Consider the following 17306-nt stretch of genomic DNA (forward strand, 5'->3'; position numbering starts at 1 on the left):
CCCGCTAGATCAGCTTCTTGAACACCGGCATCGGCGCGTGCTTCATGACCATCCCGAGGGGAGCCCAGGGCAGCGCCGGGACCGCCGCGGAGGCCTTCTCCTTCTCGATGGCGTCGACCATCGCCCGGACGCCCTTCTCGGTGCTCGCCATCAGCGGGGTGGACTGCGCGACCTTGTCGTTCATCTCCGAGGCGATGTAGCCCGGGTAGAGCACGGTCACCTTGATCGGCTTGCCGTACAGCTCGGCGCGCAGGCCCTCGGCGAGGTGGGCGACCCCGGCCTTGGTGGCGGCGTACGTGGTCAGGTTCTTCGGCATCCCGCGGACCGCCGACATCGAGCTGATCATCACGAAGTGGCCGGCGTTCTGGGCCCGGAAGATCTCCATCGCCGCCTCGGACTGGGCCAGGGCGGCGACGAAGTTGGTCATCGCGGTCTGCTTGTTGGCGTCGTACCGGCCGGTGCCGAGCGGGGCGCCCTTGCCGAGCCCGGCGTTGATGACGATCCGCTCGACCGTGCCGAAGTCGGCCTGGAACGCGCGGAAGACCTCGAAGACCTGGTCGTCGTCGGTGACGTCGAGCGCACGGACCTCGACCCGGCGCGCCGGGTCGGCGGCGAGGATCTCCGCCCTGAGCTCGTCCAGCTTGTCGGTACGACGCGCGCACAGCGCCAGGTCGTAGCCCTTCGCGGCGAACTGCCGCGCCATCTCAGCTCCGAGCCCGCTGCTCGCTCCGGTGATCAAGATCGTCTTCGGCATGAGCCGATCCTGTCAGACGGCGTCCGGCCCAGGCGTAGTAGACGGCCGCGGTGACGGCCAGCCCGACCAGCCAGGAGATGTCCGCGCCGCCGAGCAGCTCGGTGACCGGCCCGGTGTAGAGCTTCTGCGCCAGGAACGGGACCTGCACCACCACCCCGATCCCGTACGACGCCAGCGCGACGCCGTTCCAGCGCCCGTACCGCCCGTCGGGGTCGTAGAGGGCGGGCACGTCGATCCGCTCCTTCGAGATCAGGTAGTAGTCGACCAGGTTGATCGCGCTCCACGGCGTGAACACCATCAGCAGCACGAGCACGAAGTTCTTGAAGTTGGCCAGGAAGTCCGCGGACGAGAACAGCCCGATCCCCACGGAGACCGCGAGGAAGCCGCCGATGACCAGGGCTCGCGCGGCCGGCGAGACGCTGGTGCGCCGGGTGAACCCCGACACCGCGGTGAGCACGGTCATGAAGCCGCCGTAGGCGTTGAGGCAGTTGACCGCGAGCTTGCCGCAGACGATCACCAGGAACACCGCCGTGGCCGCCGCGCCGCCGCCGGCGAGCTCGCCGAGGTACCCGACCTGGTCGCCGAGGAAGCCCGCCTCCCCGGCGGTGACCGGGAGCGAGGCGACCAGCACGCCGAGGGTCATCGACGCCTGCGAGCCGAGCACAGTGCCGGCGTAGGTGGCGCCGAAGGTCGCCCGGGTCGAGGTGTCCCGCGGCAGGTAGCGGCTGTAGTCCGCGACGTACGGACCGAAGGTGAGCTGCCAGCCGGCGCCGAGCGCGACGGCGAGGAGGAAGGTCGGGAACGCGAACCGCGCGCCGCCCAGGATCGAGCCGAGGGGATGCTCGGCGAGGATCCGGACGGTCAGGTAGCCGAAGGCGAGGATGCCGGCGACGGTCGAGACCCGGCCGATCCAGTGGATCGCCCGGTAGCCGAGGAAGGCGAGCACGGCGGTGGCCAGGCCGAACAGGACGATGCCGGTCCGCGGGCTGTCGAGCCCGAGTCCGTTGCTGAGCGCCTGGCCGGCGAGGACGCTGCCGGTGGCCCCGAAGCCGAGGTACATGAGGACCACGAGGACGAGCGGGACGGCTGCGCCGTACACGCCGAACTGCGCCCGGCTGGAGATCATCTGCGGCAGCCCCAGCCGCGGGCCCTGGGCGGCGTGCAGCGCCATCACCGCGCCGCCGAGGAGGTTGCCGATCAGCAGCCCGACGATCGCCCAGAGCGCGTCGGCGCCGAAGACGACCGCCAGGGCACCGTCCACGATCGCGGTGATCTGCAGGTTCGCGCCCACCCACAGGGTGAACTGGCTCGACGGGCTCCCGTGCCGCTCGTCGTCGGGGACCACGTCGATGGTCCGCCGCTCCACTCGTCCGGTCGTCGCTCCCACGACTCGCCCCTTCCGACGGGGGCCGGTGGTCAGCCCGTCATCAGGGAGGACTCCCGGAAGGTGCCGTCGAGTACGCGGGTCGGGAAACTTTGTGGAAGCTCAGCGGTAGGTGACGGCGCCGGGGACGCCCTCGAGGTGCGACTGGTCGTTGTAGCTGAGCAGGTTCAGCCCGCGGCGGCCGGTGACCAACCGGGTGAGTGCGGCGTTGACCGCCATCCGGTTGAGCCGGGTCCAGAGGTCGGCGTCACCGCCCGGGGAGAGGACCTCGGCGACCGCCCAGCCGACGGGTCCGCCGGAGGTGAAGACGGCGACGGTGCGGCCGCCCGCGGCCAGCTCCGTCGTGCGCGCGAGCGCGTCGGAGACGCGGGCGGTGAAGCCGGCGAAGGACTCCGCACCTCCGCCGGTAGCGCCGCCGATCCACGCCGCCGTCGCCTCCTCGAACCAGCGCTGGAACTCCGCCTTGGTCGGCTCGCCCTCGTGGGTCGGCGGGTGCGCGGCCAGCACGGAGAGGAAGTCGAACTCGTCCCAGCCGGGGTCGACCGTGGGCGGGAGGTCCCAGCCCGCCGCCGCGGCGCAGGCCTCGGCCGTCTCCCGGTGCCGGCGCATGGTGCCGTGCACGACGGCGTCGACCGCGATGCCCCGGGCCGCGAGCGCGGTGCCGAGGAGCTTGCCCTGCTCGAAGCCGAGCGAGGAGAGGGCGTCGTAGTCCTCGGCGCCGAAGGAGGCCTGGCCGTGCCGGACCAGCAGGATCTGGCCCATCAGCGTTCGGCGCGGGTCGGGTCAGGGCTTGTTGAAGACGTCACCCGCAAAGGATGCCTGCTGGCGGTCGCCGGCGTAACCGAGGTACGGCAAACCGAACAGGTCCTCGACCGTGCGCAGCCACGAGTAGTGGTTGTACGGCTTCGTCGAGGTCGTGCCCGGAGCGACCCAGCGCGGTGCCACCACCAGCGCCCCGATCCGGCCGCCACCGAGGCCGAGCAGCCCCGGGAGCAGGGCGTTCGGGGTCGAACCCTGGCCGCAGCAGGCGCCGGCGGATCCCGGGCTGATCTCGCCCTCGTCGGCGGTGATGACGAGCATGCCGTCGGCCTGGAAGGCCGGCGAGGCCAGGATCCGCGGCACCCAGGTGCGCAGGAACTCGTCGAAGCTGGTCAGGCCGCCGGGCCGGCCGTCGGCGCACGGCGCGTCGTGACCGTCCTCGCACAGTCCCGGCGTGATGAAGGTGAGGTTCCGCGTCGTGCTGACGCTCGCGAGGTCGGCGGGCAGCTGGCCGAGGTCGACGACGTGCTCGCGGCAGGAAGCGGCGTCGTCGATGATCGAGTGGAAGTACATGAACGGGTTGTGCCGGGTCGCGTAGTTGTCGCCGACCTTCGCCTTCTGGGTGTCGTCGACACCGTTCAGCTGCGGGTGCCGGCACGGCGTGCCCATCTCCTGCATGTAGCCGCGCCAGGTGCGACCGGCGGCGGTCAGCTGGTCCGCCACGGTCTTGACGTCGGCCGGGTAGACGCAGCCGGTCCCGACGGCCTGACCCGGCGCGACGGTGAACAGCCGCAGGAACTCGGTGTAGACCTGGCAGTCGGCCTGGGTCTGCAGGTTCGGACCCTGGCCGGAGATCATCGACACGTAGTTGTCCAGCGACGCGTGACCGGTGCCGTAGTACTGCTCGAGCAGCACGCCCTGGTCGCGCAGCGTGTTGGCCAGGTACGGCGCCGCGCCCTGGCGGTCCCAGGTGCTGGTGGCGTCCTCGTTCTCGTACACGATCATGAAGACGTGCCCCACCGGCGGCCCCACCGGCGGCCCCACCGGGGTCGCGCCGGACGCGGTCGAGGTGGAGACGCCGGGGAGGACGGCGAGTCCGAGGACGGTGGCGAGCGCGAGGGCGCCACGGAGGAGCAGCTTCATGCGGGAGGACCTCCAGGTCGGGTGCGCGCGCAGACTATTGGCGCGGGCCGCGCTGCGCCAGACCCCCCGGGAGATCGGCCGGTGATCAGCCGATGACGCGCAGGCACCGGTCCTCGTAGTAGTGCACCGCCTGGCCGAACGCGGCGTACACCTCGTTGGTGGTCTGGCCGTGGAAGTAGCGGTAGTAGATCTGCTGGGCGATCACGGCGAACCGGAAGAGCCCGTAGACCTCGTAGAACTTCCACTCCTCCGGGGTCACCGAACTGCGCCCGATGATGTCGGCCATCCGCTCGCAGTAGTACTCCACGAACTCGGCGCGGGTGAACATCCCCGGCACGTTGCTCGGCTGCCGCCGGACGAGCTGGAACCCCTCGTCGTCGTCGGCCTGCACCCAGTAGGAGAGCGTGCTGCCGAGGTCCATCAGCGGGTCGCCGAGGGTGGCCATCTCCCAGTCCAGGACACCGATGATCCGGCTGGGGTCGCTCCTGTCGAGCACGACGTTGTCGAACCGGTAGTCGTTGTGGATGACGCAGTTGGCGACGTCGGCGGGCATCCGCTCGACGAGCCAGGCCGTCACCCGCTCGAAGGCGGGGGCGTCGTCGGTCATCGCGTTGCGGTAGCGGCCGGTCCAGCCGGTGATCTGGCGCTCGACGTACCCGGAGCCCTTGCCCATCGCGGCGATGTCCGGGCGGCTGGTGTCGACCCGGTGGAGCTGGATCAGGGTGTCGACGAAGGTCCGGCACAGGTCGCGGGCGCCGGCCTCGTCGAGGTCGAGGCCCGCGGGCAGGTCGCGCCGCGGGATCAGGCCGTCGAGGCGCTGCATCACGTAGAAGTCCGAGCCGATCACCGACTCGTCGTCGCAGAACGCGACCATCTCCGGCACCAGGCCGAACGGCTCCTGGAGCGCCGACTGCACCCGGAACTCGCGGCCCATGTCGTGGGCGCCGGCCGCCTTCTTGCCGGCCGGCGGCCGGCGCAGGATCAGGTCCGCCTCGGCAGTCCGGAGCGAGTAGGTGAGGTTCGAGGCGCCGCCGCCGAACTGCTGCACCTCGACGTCACCGACGAGCTCGGTCCCCTGCGCGGCCAGCCAGGAGCGCACCGCCTCCAGGTCGAACGCGTCCTCCTCGCGGACCTTGCTCGCACCTTCAATGGTGTCGGTCACTGCTGCTCCCCTTCCCTCGTGTTCAGCCCATCGCGTTGAGCCGGGCGGCCTGCTTGCGCATCACCTGGTCGTACGTCGCCCGGTCGCCGACCTTCAATCCGTACGCCGCCCGCGCGGCCTCGTCCGGCAGGATCAGCTCCTCGCCGCGGTCGAGCGCCTCCAGGATCTCGGCGGCGATCTCGTCGGGACCGAGCGGCGCCTCGGCGACCAGGACGCCGATGACCGCGCCGACGGCCGTGTCGGTGCCCTGCATGTTCTCGACCAGCGGCGTGCGGAAGTAGGACGGGCAGACGACCGCGGTCCGGATGCCGTGCTCGGCGAGCTCGTGGCCCATCGTCTCGGTGAAGGCGACGACGGCGGCCTTGACCGCGTTGTAGGAGCCCATCCCGGCCGGGTGCACCAGGCCGGCGAGCGAGGCGGTGTTGACGATCAGCCCGCTGCCGGCCGCCTTCATCATCGGCACGAACGCCTTGGTGCCGCGGACGACGCCGAAGAGGTTGATCTCGGTGATCCACTGCCACTCGTCGAGGCCGGCCACGTCGATCCGGCCGCCCCCGGCGACGCCGGCGTTGTTGTGGAGCACGTCGAGCCCGCCCCAGTGCTGCTCGACCCAGGCGACCGCGGCTGCCCAGTCGTCGTCGGAGCGGACGTCGAGGTGGAGGTGCTCGACGCCCTCGACCGGCTCGGCCGGCGGGTTCAGGTCGGCGCTGACCACCTGGTCGCCGCGCGCGACCAGCGCCCGGCAGAGCGCGGCGCCGAGGCCGGAGGAGCCTCCGGTGACGAGGATGCGAGACGGGTTTCGAGACGGGCGCTGCGCGCCCTCCTCAACCACCGGGGAGGTCATAGGTGCTTGCCGATCTCGAGCCGCGCCACGACGCCGCGGTGCACCTCGTCGGGGCCGTCGGCGAGCCGGAGCGCGCGGGCGTTGGTCCACATCGCCGCGAGCGGGAAGTCCTGCGACATCCCGCCGCCGCCGTGCATCTGCATCGCCATGTCGATGACCTGCTGCGCCATGTTCGGGACGATGACCTTGATCTGACTGACCTCGGAGAGCGCGTTCAGCGGGCCGCCGACGTCGAGCTTCCAGGCGGCGTTGAGGACGAGCAGCCGGGCCTGGTCGATCGCGATCCGGGCGTCGGCGATCCGCTCGGGGTTGCCGCCGAGCTTGACCAGCGGCTTGCCGAACGCGGTCCGCGACAGCCCACGCTTGATCGCGAGCTCCAGCGCCACCTCGGCCTGGCCGATCAGCCGCATGCAGTGGTGGACGCGGCCGGGACCGAGCCGGCCCTGGGCGATCTCGAAGGCACGGCCCTCGCCGAGCAGGATGTTGCCCTTCGGCACCCGGACCTCGTCGAAGACGACCTCGCCGTGACCGACGGGCTCGTCGAGCACGTTCATCGTCGACAGCATCCGCTCGACCTTCACCCCGGGCGCGTCCATCGGGACGAGCACCATCGTGTGCATGCGGTGCCGGTCGGCCTCGGGGTCGGCCCCCGCCGGATGGCGCAGCCCCATGAAGATGGCGACCTGGCAGTCCGGGTGGCCGACCCCGGAGCTGAACCACTTCCTGCCGTTGATCACGACCTCGTCACCGTCGACGATCGCCGTCGCCGCCATGTTGGTGGCGTCCGACGACGCCACCCCCGGCTCGGTCATGCAGAACGCGGACCGGATCCGGCCGTCCAGCAGCGGGTCGAGCCACTCCGCCTGCTGCTCGGGGGTGCCGTACTTGAGCAGCACCTCCATGTTGCCGGTGTCCGGAGCGTTGCAGTTGAACACGTACGGCGCCAGGAAGGTCGCCCGGCCCATCAGCTCGGCGAGCGGCGCGTAGTCGGCGTTGCTCAGGCCGGCGCCGCCGCGGGTGCCGTACTTCTCCGCCCAGGGCTGGTCGTGCCCGGCCGGGAGGAAGAGGTTCCAGAGCCCCTGGGCCCGGGCCTTCGCCCGCAGCTCACCGAGGATCGGCGACTCCGCCCACGTCCCCGAGGCGGCCGCCGCGGCGACGTCGCGGTGGTAGGCGTCCTGGACCGGTTCGATCTCGTCGGCCACGAAGGCCCCGACGAGGGCGGCGAGCTCCGCCGCCCGGGGAGAGGGGGAGAAATCCATGACCGTGACAGTAGCCCTGTCACGGTCCCGGGCGCATCGCTGGGTCCACAGGGTCCGCCGATCAGCAGGCGGAGGAGATCTTCACGCCGTTCGGCGCCGGCACCATCCCCGGCGTGGTCGAGAACCGGCCGTCGCCGTCCTGCCCGCGGGCGGTGCGGATGTCGGCGGTGATGTTGACCTGCTGGCCCGGCTTCAACGACACCGGCAGCAGCGCCACCTGGCGGCCGTGGTGCTCGTCGGCGGTGACCGAGTGCGGCTGGCCGTCGACGCGCAGGGCCGTGATCTCGCCGCCGTACGGGCCGTAGACACGCAGGTTCAGCGCGATCGTGCCGCGCGGTACGTACCGCCCGTCGCCGAGGATCCAGGACGAGATGCCGGCGATGTCCGTCGGCACCGTCGAGGTCAGCGCGACGGTGGCCCGCAGGTCCTGCGAGCCGTCCTGGCGGCAGTCCACCGCGGCCGCCGAGCTGCGCATCTGCAGGTAGTAGTCGACCTTCCCGGCGACGCTGTCGTTGAGGTAGACGCCGATCTCCGGCGAGGTCCCGCTGTTCCGGCCGAGCTCGCCGGCGATCGCGGTGCCGGAGAGCCTGGCCTGCTCGTCGTCGCGGGCCGACCAGAGCAGCACCCGGTGCTGGGACGCCCCCGTCGCCAGGCCCTTGACCGCCTGCTCCTGGCTGCCCTGCCCGGCCATCACGGCGTCGAAGACCTTCCGGGCGACGGTCTCGAAGAAGTCGTCCTGGGAGAGCTGGTCCGGGAGCAGCTGGTAGCTCTTGTTGAGCAGCGTCGGGACGACGTTGCCCGCGGTCAGGGTGATGCCGTGGCCGGCCTGGACCGGACCGGTGCCGGCCATCAGGCCGCTCAGCGCCACCGGGTCGATCGAGACCACGCCGTCGACGCGGATCTTCTGGGCGCGCTCGAGCATGGCCCGGGCGATCTGGGCGGCCTCCGGGAAGTCCGGGGTGAAGTTGGTGTCCCGGAAGTCGGTGGCGACGGTCCGGCCGTACTGCTGCTCGGTGTCCGCCGGGAGCTTGACCACCGGAGCGGTGAACCCGTTGACCTTCCCCGCCGAGCCCTGCCAGGTCATCGTGACCTTGCCCTGGTCGGCGTGCAGCACGGCGAGCGAGCCGGGCAGGCCGCCGGTCGACCGCAGCTCCGCGGGGTTCTGGATCATCAGCAGGTAGTCGCGCGGGCCGTCCTTGCCGAGCATCGCCGGCAGCAGCGTGAACGCCGCCGACGTGGCCGAGGCCGCGGACCGGGCCTCCTCGACCTGGGTCTGCAGGTCGCCGACGAGGTCGTTGAACGGGAAGACCAGGTCGCCCGTGCGGACCTCGTCGAGGTCGTCGGCCGCCTTCTCGATCGAGTCGGCCGCCTTGCCGACCGCCGGCGCGAGCTTCTCCACCGCGGCGATGTCGATCCGGCCGTCGACCGGACGGAACCGGCCCTCCTGGAGCGCCTCGCTCAGCTGGAGCGCGACCGGCGCGTTGCCCCGGGTGGCCGTGTCGAGGACTTCCGCGGCGGTCTGCACCGCGCCGATGTTCGCGCCGACGAACGGCACGTGCCGGCCGACGTCCCAGAGCAGGCCGTCGGTGGCGTCGTGCGCCCGGGCCGTCTGCTTCCCGAGCCGGTCCAGGGACCGGGTGGCGTCGTCGAAGTCGCCCGCCCGGACCTGGGTCCGGACCTGCTCCGCCTGCTCGCGGGCGTCCAGCAGCGAGCGCGACGCGGAGACCGCCTGCCAGACGAAGACCCCGAAGGCCACGCCGGCGAGCACGATCAGCGCGTACGCGATCCTGCGCTTGTTCGACCCGAGCGTCGTTCCTTCACCACCCACGTAGGGCAGTCTCAGGCCTGACCGAGCAGAAGTTCACCGTTTTCGGCACGACGACGCGCGACGACGACGGCGCCCGCGCCGGTGATGAGCAGCGCCACACCCGCGGCGAGGAACCAGAAGCTCGGGCCGCCGGTGTTCGGCAGGTCCGCACCACCCGGGGTGGCGACGGCGCTGGCCGGCGGGAGGACGGTGATGACGATGGTCCGGCTCCAGGTGGCTCCGGCGGCCGCGGCCCGGGCGTTCGCGCGGGCCGTCGGGGCGGCGTACGAGCAGGTGCCGTGCAGCGGGATCTTGGTGACGCGGGTCACGTCCGGTGCGGTGAAGGTGGTCCGGAACAGGGTGGTGGCCGCGCTTCCGCGGGTCACGCCGTTCCACTCCAGGTTCCAGGTGCAGGCCACGTCGGAGGTGGCGGTCGCGGTGAACTGCTCACCGCCGTACAGGGTCTGACGGTTCACCGAGAGGTCGATGGTGACGTCGGGGTACGCCGACGCGGACGGCGCCAGCCCGACGGTGGCCAGCAGCGCCAGGAGCGCAACGGCAAAAGCGGACGCGAACTTCTTCATAGTCGATCTCTCTCCCAGAAACGTCGACTGAGGTGCCTGTGGGCCACCCCGAGATCCCTTGCAGGGCAAAGTCCTCAACGACGCCGGAGGTGATGCGTTACGCAGAACCACGAAAAACAACTCCTGGGGTTCCTGGGAGTCGACCTAATTCATGCGGTTCACAGGTGGATGAGGCAGGCTTGCCCGGGAGTCCGCGCCAACCGCGGACCTGGAACACGACGGAGATCTCATGAAGAAGGCAGTTCTGGCTGCCCTGGCGGTCGTGCTCACGCTGTCGGTGGCGGCGTGCGGCTCGGACAGCAAGGAAACCCCCAAGCTCGGCGCCGAGGAGAAGAAGGTCGCGGCCAACATCTCGAAGACCTTCAGCAACGAGTCCTCAGGTGCGCTGACCGCGAAGGAGGCCGACTGCTTCGCCGACGGCTTCGTCGAGAAGGTCGGCGTCAAGAAGCTCAAGGCCGCCAAGCTCATCAACGAGAAGGGCGAGCTGAACCAGACGGGCGCCAAGTTCGACGACGAGATCTCCGGCAAGTTCGCCGACGCGTTCCTGGGCTGCGTGGACTACCAGAAGCGCCAGGCCGAGGAGATCGCGAAGGCCGACAAGAAGGTCGACGCCGTCAAGCTGCAGGCCTGCCTGGAGAAGGAGATGCCGGAGAGCTACGTCAAGAAGCTCATCGTCGCCTCGCAGACCCAGTCCGCCGACGGCGCCAAGCTGGTCGAGGAGAGCACCAAGAAGCTCAGCGGCTGCAAGACGCAGGCGACCGCGAAGTAGTCAGCCCGATCCGCAGCACCGGGGCCCGGGTCAGGTCGCCACGACGGCGACGACCCGGGCTCTGGTCTGCGGGTCGGCCCAGGCACGCGACGTACGGACCAGGCGCCAGCCGGACCAGCACAGGAACGGCACCGCCAGCAGCAGCGGCACCCGCCAGTCCTCGGCGTAGGACGTCGCCGAGAACACCAGTCCGAGCAGCGTCGTGACGATCGCCAGCCGGGCGCTGTAGCCGGCCATCACCACCGGCGGCGCCGGCGTCGCCCGGGCGCTCCGCATGTCGACGGCGTACGGCCGCGCGACCGACCAGCGCAGCGAGCGCGCGACGACGTACACCGAGACCACGACAGTGGCGGAGACGATCGAGGTCGCCTGCGCGGGCGTCGGTACGCCGGCCCGCAGCGCCGCGATCCCGACGGTGAGCGCGGCGGCGACCAGCAGCACCTCCAGCAGCACCATCGCCTTCGCGGCGAAGCCGATCCGCGGGTCCACCGGCAGGCTGTCGCGCCAGAGCGCACCGCGGCCCTCCAGGCACCAGGTGTTCACCCCGAAGAGCAGCGCCCCGCCGGACGCGACCAGGCCGGGGAGCACGGTGACGAGGTCCCAGGTGAGGTCACCGGCCAGGGCGACCGCGCCCGGCATCACGCCGAGGACCAGCAGCCCGCGGCGGATCGGGACCGCCCGCCAGATCGAGCTGCGGTCGACCCGGACCATCGCGGCGAGGTCGCCGCGCGGGTTCGGGCGGGCCTCCCGGACCCCGGACTCGAGGCGGAGCTCCTCGCGCTGCGGCCGGGTCAGCGCCCAGCGGGACGGCAGCAGGCCGAGGAGGACCGCGCCGACGAGCATCGCGAGCAGCGCGGCGGCATCGATCCCGAACCGGGTCCAGTTGCCCCCGGGCGCGCTCGCGCTGCCGAGGTAGATCTCCACCGTCGGGCTGCTGTCCAGGACCGCGGTGAACCGGCCGGTGATCACCAGCAGGGCGACGCCGGCGGCGGCCAGCGCGGCGATCACCCGGACCAGCGCCACGCCGTGCCGGTGGCTGCGCCGGATCCCCTCGAACGCCCAGCCGGCCGCCTGGCCGGCCGCGGTGCACACCGCGATCCAGAGCAGGACCGGGACCACCGACAGGCCGAGCCAGCGCGGTCCCAGCAGGTACGCCGTCGTGCCGAGCAGCGCCCACGCCTGGATCAGCCAGGCGGTGTTGAGCGGGGCGAGCAGCAGCGCGCCCAGGTGCTCGGTGACGGTCGAGACCGGGTACGCCACCGCCTGGTCGCGCGGAACGATCTCGCGACCACCGCCCGAGGTGACCGAGGAGACCGTGGTCAGCACCAGGAAGGCGAGCAGCAGGGTCGGCATCAGGGCGACCAGCTCGCCGCGGTGCGGGTCCTCGACGGCGTCGCGCGCGTACGCCGGGACCACCACGACGGCGACGCTCAGCAGCAGGATCGCGGCGAGGCCGAGCCGGAGCCGGGTCCGCGCCCGCGGCGTCATCGCGGCTCCCCGGAACGCCAGCAGCGCCCGCAGGTCGCCGGCACCGCGGCGGAGCTCAGTCCAGGAGTGCTCGGTACGCACGTGCCCCGTCCTCCCCGACCAGCTCCTCGGCGTCCATCGCGGCGACCGCGGCCCCGCCGCGGAGCACCAGGGCGTCCTCGCAGGCGTGCACGGCGAGGTCGCGCAGGTGGGTGGAGACCAGGACGGCGGCGCCGCGCGCCTTCGCGTCCGCGATGACCTGCTGGGTGGCCTCGACGCCGAGCGGGTCGACCCCGTCGAACGGTTCGTCGAGCAGCAGCACCTCGGGCTCGTGGAACGACGCCAGCACCACCGAGAGCCGCCGGTTCATGCCGTGGCTGAACCCGCCGGTGACCCGGTGCGCGACGGCGCCGAGGTCGAAGCGCTCCAGCATGTCGTGGGCGCGCAGCTCCCAGCCGTCCATCCGCCGCAGCCGCGCGGCGAGCTGGAGGTGCTCCCACGGCGTCGAGCGCGGCACCAGGCCGCCGACGTCGGGGCAGTAGCCGAGGGCACGCTTGGCGGCCAGCGGGTCGCGGCGCACGTCGATGCCGGCGACCAGCACCTCCCCCTCGGTCGGCGGGATGACCCCGGCCAGGACGCGCATGGTGGTGGACTTCCCGGCGCCGTTGCGGCCGAGCAGCGCGGTCGCGCGGCCGGCGTACGCCGAGACGTCGATCCCGCGGACCGCGTCCACGGCACCGAACCGCACCCAGAGGCCCCGGATCCGGATGCGCTCGGAGGTGTCCACCTCGGCATTCTCCTCGCCCTCCGGCGATCCGGGAACGAAATGTCCTGAATTGTTCGAGCGCAGCGAGAAGGTTGAGGAAGGCCGTCTAGGCCTGTCTCGAAACACCGGAGCCCCCGACCAGACCAGTCGGGGGCTCCGGAACGTGCGGTGCGGATCAGGCGGGGAAGGTCCCGCCCTTCTCGGCGACCTCGACCAGGCTGGCCGGGGGCGTGAACCGGTCGCCGTACTTGGCGGCGAGCTCGCGGGCGCGGGCGACGAAGCCGGCCGGGCCACGCCCGGTCTTGCCCTCGAAGCCGTTGATGTACTGGATCGCGCCACCGTGGACGGCCGGGAAGCCGATGCCGAAGATCGAGCCGATGTTGGCCTCGGCGGCGGAGTGCAGCACACCCTCGTCGAAGCACTTCACGGTCTCGATGGCCTCGACGACCAGCTGCCGGTCCTGGATGTCCTCGAACGGGATCTGCTCCTCCGCGACCGGGAAGACCTCGGTGAGGCCGTCCCACAGACCGGTGCGGTTGCCGTTCTCGTCGTAGGAGTAGAAGCCCTTGCCGACCAGCTTGCTGGACCGGCCGAGCTCGATCATCTTGTCGATGACGACCTCGGAGGGGTGCACCACCCAGGTGCCGCCGTCGCGCTCGGTCGCCTCGATCGACGCCTTGCGGATCTTGTACATCAGCTCCATGTTCAGCTCGTCGCTGATCTGGAGCGGACCGACCGGGTAGCCGGCCATCGTGGTCGCGCGGTCGATGCTCATCGGGTGCACGCCCTCGGCGAGCATCGAGATGCCCTCGTTGATCTGGGTGCCGATGACCCGCGAGGTGTAGAAGCCGCGGCTGTCGCTGACGACGATCGGGGTCTTCTTGATGAGCTGGACGATGTCGATCGCCTTGGCGGTGGTCTCGTCGGAGGTCTCCGCGCCGCGGATGATCTCCACCAGCGGCATCTTGTCGACCGGCGAGAAGAAGTGCAGGCCGATGAAGTCCTTCGGCCGGTCCACGCCGGTGGCGAGCTCGGTGATCGGCAGCGTCGAGGTGTTCGAGCAGAGCAGCGCGTCGGCGTTGATGTGCTCGGCGATCTCGGCGAAGACCTTGTGCTTCAGCGACGGGTCCTCGAAGACGGCCTCGATGACCAGGTCGCAGCCCTTGGCGTCGGCCGGGTTGTCGGTCGGCAGGATCCGGTTGAGCAGCGCGTCGGACTTCTCCTGGGTGAGCTTGCCGCGCGAGACGGCCTTCTCGTTGATCTTCTGCGAGTACGCCTTGCCGCGCTCGGCCGCCTCCAGGGAGACGTCCTTGAGTACGACCTCCAGGCCCGCTCGGGCACAGACGTAGGCGATGCCCGCGCCCATCATGCCGGCGCCGAGGACGACGACCTTGGTGGGCTGGAACTTCTCGACACCCTGCGGCCGCAGCGCGCCGGAGTTGATCTGCTGCAGGTCGAAGAAGAACGCCTGGATCATGTTCTTCGCGGTCTGGCCGGTGGCCAGCGACGCGAAGTAGCGCGACTCGATCTTCTCCGCGTTCGCGAAGTCGACCTGGGCGCCCTCGACGGCCGCGGCCATGATCGCCTCGGGAGCCGGCATCCGGACGCCCTTGAGCTGCTTGCGCAGGGTGGCCGGGAACGCCGGCAGCATGCCCGCCAGCGCCGGGTGCGACGGGGTCCCGCCGGGCATCTTGTAGCCCTTCTGGTCCCACGGCTGCGCCTTGGCGGCGTCGTTGTCCTTGTTGTCCAGGACCCACTTCTTCGCCGCGGCGAGGAGCTCGTCGGCCGGGACGATCTCGTCGATCAGGCCCTTGGCCTTGGCCGCGGCCGGCTGGTAGCGCTGGCCCTGGAGCAGGACCTCCAGCAGGGCGGTCTGGATGCCGAGGAGGCGGACCGTGCGGGTGACGCCGCCGCCGCCCGGCAGCAGGCCGAGGGTCGCCTCGGGCAGGCCGATCTCCAGGCGCGCGTCGGCCGCGATCCGGTGGCGGAACGCCAGCGCGATCTCGAGGCCGCCGCCGAGCGCGGCGCCGTTGATGGCGGCCACGGTCGGGACGCCGAGGAGCTCGATCCGGCGCAGCTGCGCCTTCACGGCCTGGCTCTGGTCGAAGATCTCCTGGGCCTGGTCCGGCTGCACCTGCTGCAGCTTGTTCAGGTTGCCGCCGGCGAAGAAGGTCTTCTTCGCCGAGGTGATCACGACACCGGTGATCGAGTCCTTCTCGGACTCCAGGCGGGCGACCGCCTCCTCCATCGAACGGCCGTAGAGCTCGTTCATGGTGTTCGCGCTGGCGGTCGGGTCGTCCAGCGTGAGGACGACGATCCCGTCGGCGTCCTTCTCGTAGCGCACCGCGCTCTGCTCAGTCATGTGCTTCGAATTCCTTTGGTCGTGGTCCGGCGCGTCAGACGCGCTCGACGATGGTCGCGATACCCATGCCGCCGCCGACGCAGAGCGTGGCGAGGCCGCGCTTGAGGTCGCGGCGCTCGAGCTCGTCGATGAGCGTGCCGAGGATCATCGCGCCGGTGGCACCCAGCGGGTGGCCCATCGCGATCGCACCACCGTTGACGTTGGTGATCTCGTCGGAGATGCCCATGTCGCGCATGAACCGCATCGCGACGGCGGCGAAGGCCTCGTTGATCTCGAAGAGGTCGATGTCCTTGACGTCGAGCCCCGCCTTGGCGAGCGCCTTGCGGGCGGCCGGGGCCGGACCGGTCAGCATGATCGTCGGGTCGGCGCCGGAGACGGCGGCCGAGATGATCTTGGCGCGCGGGGTCAGGCCGAGGTCCTTGCCGACCTGCTCGGTGCCCAGCGCCACCAGCGAGGCGCCGTCGACGATGCCCGAGCTGTTGCCGGCGTGGTGGACGTGGTTGATCTTCTCGACCCAGTGGTACTTCTGCAGCGCGACGTCGTCGAAGCCGAGGTCGCCGTGCATCTGGAAGGACGGCTTCAGGCCGGAGAGCGACTCGACCGTGGTGCCGGGACGGATGAACTCGTCCTTGTCCAGGACGGTCAGGCCGTTGAGGTCCTTGACCGGGACGACCGAGCGGTCGAAGTAGCCGTTGGCCTGGGCCTTGGAAGCACGGGCCTGCGACTCGGCGGCGAAGGCGTCGACGTCCTCGCGGCTCCAGCCCTCGAGGGTGGCGATCAGGTCGGCGCCGATGCCCTGCGGGACGAAGGAGGTCTGGAAGGCGGTGTGCGGGTCGGACGCCCAGGCGCCGCCGTCGGAACCCATCGGGACGCGCGACATCGACTCGACGCCGCCGGCGAGGATCAGGTCCTCGAAGCCGGAGCGGACGCGGCCGGCGGCCTGGTTGACGGCCTCGAGGCCGGAGGCGCAGAAGCGGTTGAGCTGGACGCCGGCGACGGTGTCGGGCAGGCCGGCGGCGAGCGCGGCGGTCTTGGCGATGTCGCCACCCTGGTCACCGATCGGGGAGACGACACCGAGGACGACGTCGTCGATCCGGTTCGGGTCCAGGTTCGGGTTCCGCTCCTGGATCGCGTCGATCAGACCGACGACGAGGTCGACGGGCTTCGTCCCGTGGAGCGAACCGTCCTTCTTGCCCTTGCCGCGCGGCGTGCGGATGGCGTCGTACACAAAAGCTTCGGGTTGTGCCATGACCGTCCCTACTGACTCGGTTGTTGCGTGGAGGCGACGGGAGGGACCCGGCGCCTGGCCCATTGTGACAGTAGGACTGTCAACGTCAATGGGCAGCAGGGTGCGGTGTGGCTCACGTCACTCCCGGGTCACTCCCGGGTCCCTCCCGGGTCACGGCCTTGGTCCCGCCCCCGAGACTGGGGCCGTGACGACGACGGCGAAGCTGACCACCCGCGGCTGGGTCGCCCTCGGGGTGGCCGTGGCGGTGCTGGTCGCCGGGACTGTCGCGGTCCTCGCCTACCGGATCTTCGGCGGGCACGCCTGCGAGGTGACCGCCGCCGGCCGCACCGTCTCCCTGGACCGGGACGAGGCCGTCCGGGTCACGACCGCGGTCGCCGAGGCCCAGCGGCGGCGGCCCGGGCAGGCGGGCGCGGTCGTCGCGGTCGCCCGCACCCTCGATCTCTCCGCCGCCGACACCCGGGCGGTGGCCGCGGCCACCGGCGGGCAGGCCCGCGCCGCGCTGACCTGCCACGGCGGCGGGGCCGACGACACCGCGTCCGACCGGCTCGGCGCCGACGGCCTCACCGCCCGCGCCGAACGGGTACGCCGCGACCTCGGGCGGCGCTTCGGCGACGTCCCCCTCGGCGGGTTCGCCCCAGGCGGGGTCCGCACCGGCCACATGCCCGGGTCCGCGCACTACGAGGGCCGGGCGATCGACGTGTTCTTCCGGCCGATCAGCGCGCGGAGCAAGACCCGCGGCTGGGCGCTGGCGCACTACCTGGTCGCGAACGCCGAACGGCTCGAGATCGACACCGTCATCTACGACGGCAGGATCTGGACCGCCCGGCGCTCCTTCCAGGGCTGGCGCGACTACCACGTCTCGCACGCCGGCCGCAGCGCCGCGACCGTCCGGATCCTCGAGCACCGCGACCACGTGCACGTCGACGTCGCCGACTGACCGGCCGACTGACCGGACATCACAACTGACCGGGGGCCCTTCGGCACCCGCGACCGGGTC

The 17306-nt window shown here is 71.4% G+C and carries 15 protein-coding genes; 2 read left to right on the forward strand and 13 right to left on the reverse strand.

The annotated features are described in order from the left end of the window. Positions 1–4 precede the first annotated feature (4 nt). The 9 genes from AB4Y76_RS11775 to AB4Y76_RS11815 form a co-directional block, all read right to left on the reverse strand. Positions 5–754, reverse strand: coding sequence for an SDR family oxidoreductase (locus AB4Y76_RS11775; protein ID WP_441925411.1), 750 nt, complete (start codon positions 752–754; stop codon positions 5–7). After that, entirely contained in the window at positions 705–2141 is a 1437-nt protein-coding gene (locus tag AB4Y76_RS11780) for a purine-cytosine permease family protein (protein ID WP_441925413.1), read from the reverse strand. Before AB4Y76_RS11780 ends, AB4Y76_RS11775 begins: the two co-directional genes overlap by 50 nt. Positions 2142–2240: 99 nt before the next feature. After that, positions 2241–2900 carry a histidine phosphatase family protein gene (locus tag AB4Y76_RS11785; RefSeq protein WP_441925415.1) on the reverse strand — a complete coding sequence of 220 codons (660 nt, stop codon included), beginning with the start codon at positions 2898–2900 and terminating at the stop codon, positions 2241–2243. Between the two features lie 21 nt (positions 2901–2921). Next, positions 2922–4040, reverse strand: a complete 1119-nt coding sequence (locus AB4Y76_RS11790) for an alkaline phosphatase family protein (protein WP_441925416.1) — start codon at positions 4038–4040, stop codon at positions 2922–2924. A gap of 85 nt (positions 4041–4125) precedes the next feature. Beyond that, entirely contained in the window at positions 4126–5202 is a 1077-nt protein-coding gene (locus AB4Y76_RS11795) for a phosphotransferase family protein (RefSeq protein ID WP_441925418.1), read from the reverse strand. A 22-nt stretch (positions 5203–5224) separates the two neighbouring features. Beyond that, the gene (locus AB4Y76_RS11800; protein WP_441925420.1) at positions 5225–6034 is read right to left on the reverse strand and encodes an SDR family NAD(P)-dependent oxidoreductase; all 810 of its coding nucleotides are present in this window, start codon (positions 6032–6034) and stop codon (positions 5225–5227) included. Positions 6035–6042: 8 nt separating this feature from the next. Beyond that, positions 6043–7305: an acyl-CoA dehydrogenase family protein gene (locus AB4Y76_RS11805; RefSeq protein ID WP_441925422.1), complete on the reverse strand. Its 1263-nt coding sequence runs from the start codon at positions 7303–7305 to the stop codon at positions 6043–6045. Positions 7306–7366: 61 nt separating this feature from the next. Beyond that, positions 7367–9133, reverse strand: a complete 1767-nt coding sequence (locus AB4Y76_RS11810) for a DUF4012 domain-containing protein (RefSeq protein WP_441925424.1) — start codon at positions 9131–9133, stop codon at positions 7367–7369. A gap of 11 nt (positions 9134–9144) precedes the next feature. Further along, positions 9145–9696, reverse strand: a complete 552-nt coding sequence (locus AB4Y76_RS11815; protein ID WP_441925426.1) for an LPXTG cell wall anchor domain-containing protein — start codon at positions 9694–9696, stop codon at positions 9145–9147. A 229-nt stretch (positions 9697–9925) separates the two neighbouring features. Between AB4Y76_RS11815 and AB4Y76_RS11820 the strand changes: the two genes are divergently transcribed. Next, positions 9926–10465, forward strand: a complete 540-nt coding sequence (locus AB4Y76_RS11820; RefSeq protein WP_441925427.1) for a hypothetical protein — start codon at positions 9926–9928, stop codon at positions 10463–10465. 30 nt (positions 10466–10495) lie between these two features. On the opposite strand, the gene AB4Y76_RS11825 is transcribed toward AB4Y76_RS11820, so the two are convergent. The 4 genes from AB4Y76_RS11825 to AB4Y76_RS11840 form a co-directional block, all read right to left on the reverse strand. Further along, positions 10496–12034, reverse strand: coding sequence for a hypothetical protein (locus AB4Y76_RS11825; protein ID WP_441925429.1), 1539 nt, complete (start codon positions 12032–12034; stop codon positions 10496–10498). Further along, positions 12009–12719 (reverse strand): ABC transporter ATP-binding protein, encoded by a 711-nt coding sequence (locus AB4Y76_RS11830; RefSeq protein ID WP_441925431.1) that lies wholly within the window; start codon positions 12717–12719, stop codon positions 12009–12011. Before AB4Y76_RS11830 ends, AB4Y76_RS11825 begins: the two co-directional genes overlap by 26 nt. A 154-nt stretch (positions 12720–12873) precedes the next feature. Then, positions 12874–15060 carry a 3-hydroxyacyl-CoA dehydrogenase NAD-binding domain-containing protein gene (locus AB4Y76_RS11835; RefSeq protein ID WP_441925433.1) on the reverse strand — a complete coding sequence of 729 codons (2187 nt, stop codon included), beginning with the start codon at positions 15058–15060 and terminating at the stop codon, positions 12874–12876. A gap of 34 nt (positions 15061–15094) precedes the next feature. Then, positions 15095–16309 carry an acetyl-CoA C-acetyltransferase gene (locus AB4Y76_RS11840; protein WP_441925435.1) on the reverse strand — a complete coding sequence of 405 codons (1215 nt, stop codon included), beginning with the start codon at positions 16307–16309 and terminating at the stop codon, positions 15095–15097. Positions 16310–16493: 184 nt separating this feature from the next. Between AB4Y76_RS11840 and AB4Y76_RS11845 the strand changes: the two genes are divergently transcribed. Continuing rightward, positions 16494–17246, forward strand: a complete 753-nt coding sequence (locus AB4Y76_RS11845; protein ID WP_441925436.1) for a hypothetical protein — start codon at positions 16494–16496, stop codon at positions 17244–17246. The last annotated feature ends 60 nt before the right edge of the window (positions 17247–17306 follow it).

This window comes from Marmoricola sp. RAF53, assembly GCF_052114005.1.
In the GTDB taxonomy this organism is placed as follows: Bacteria; Actinomycetota; Actinomycetes; order Propionibacteriales; family Nocardioidaceae; genus Marmoricola.

Coding starts and splice junctions, on each gene's coding strand:
- AB4Y76_RS11775 (WP_441925411.1), bottom strand. CDS start 754: ATGCCGAAGACGATCTTGATCACCGGAGCGAGCAGCGGGCTCGGAGCT.
- AB4Y76_RS11785 (WP_441925415.1), bottom strand. CDS start 2,900: ATGGGCCAGATCCTGCTGGTCCGGCACGGCCAGGCCTCCTTCGGCGCC.
- AB4Y76_RS11790 (WP_441925416.1), bottom strand. CDS start 4,040: ATGAAGCTGCTCCTCCGTGGCGCCCTCGCGCTCGCCACCGTCCTCGGA.
- AB4Y76_RS11805 (WP_441925422.1), bottom strand. CDS start 7,305: ATGGATTTCTCCCCCTCTCCCCGGGCGGCGGAGCTCGCCGCCCTCGTC.
- AB4Y76_RS11815 (WP_441925426.1), bottom strand. CDS start 9,696: ATGAAGAAGTTCGCGTCCGCTTTTGCCGTTGCGCTCCTGGCGCTGCTG.
- AB4Y76_RS11820 (WP_441925427.1), top strand. CDS start 9,926: ATGAAGAAGGCAGTTCTGGCTGCCCTGGCGGTCGTGCTCACGCTGTCG.
- AB4Y76_RS11835 (WP_441925433.1), bottom strand. CDS start 15,060: ATGACTGAGCAGAGCGCGGTGCGCTACGAGAAGGACGCCGACGGGATC.
- AB4Y76_RS11840 (WP_441925435.1), bottom strand. CDS start 16,309: ATGGCACAACCCGAAGCTTTTGTGTACGACGCCATCCGCACGCCGCGC.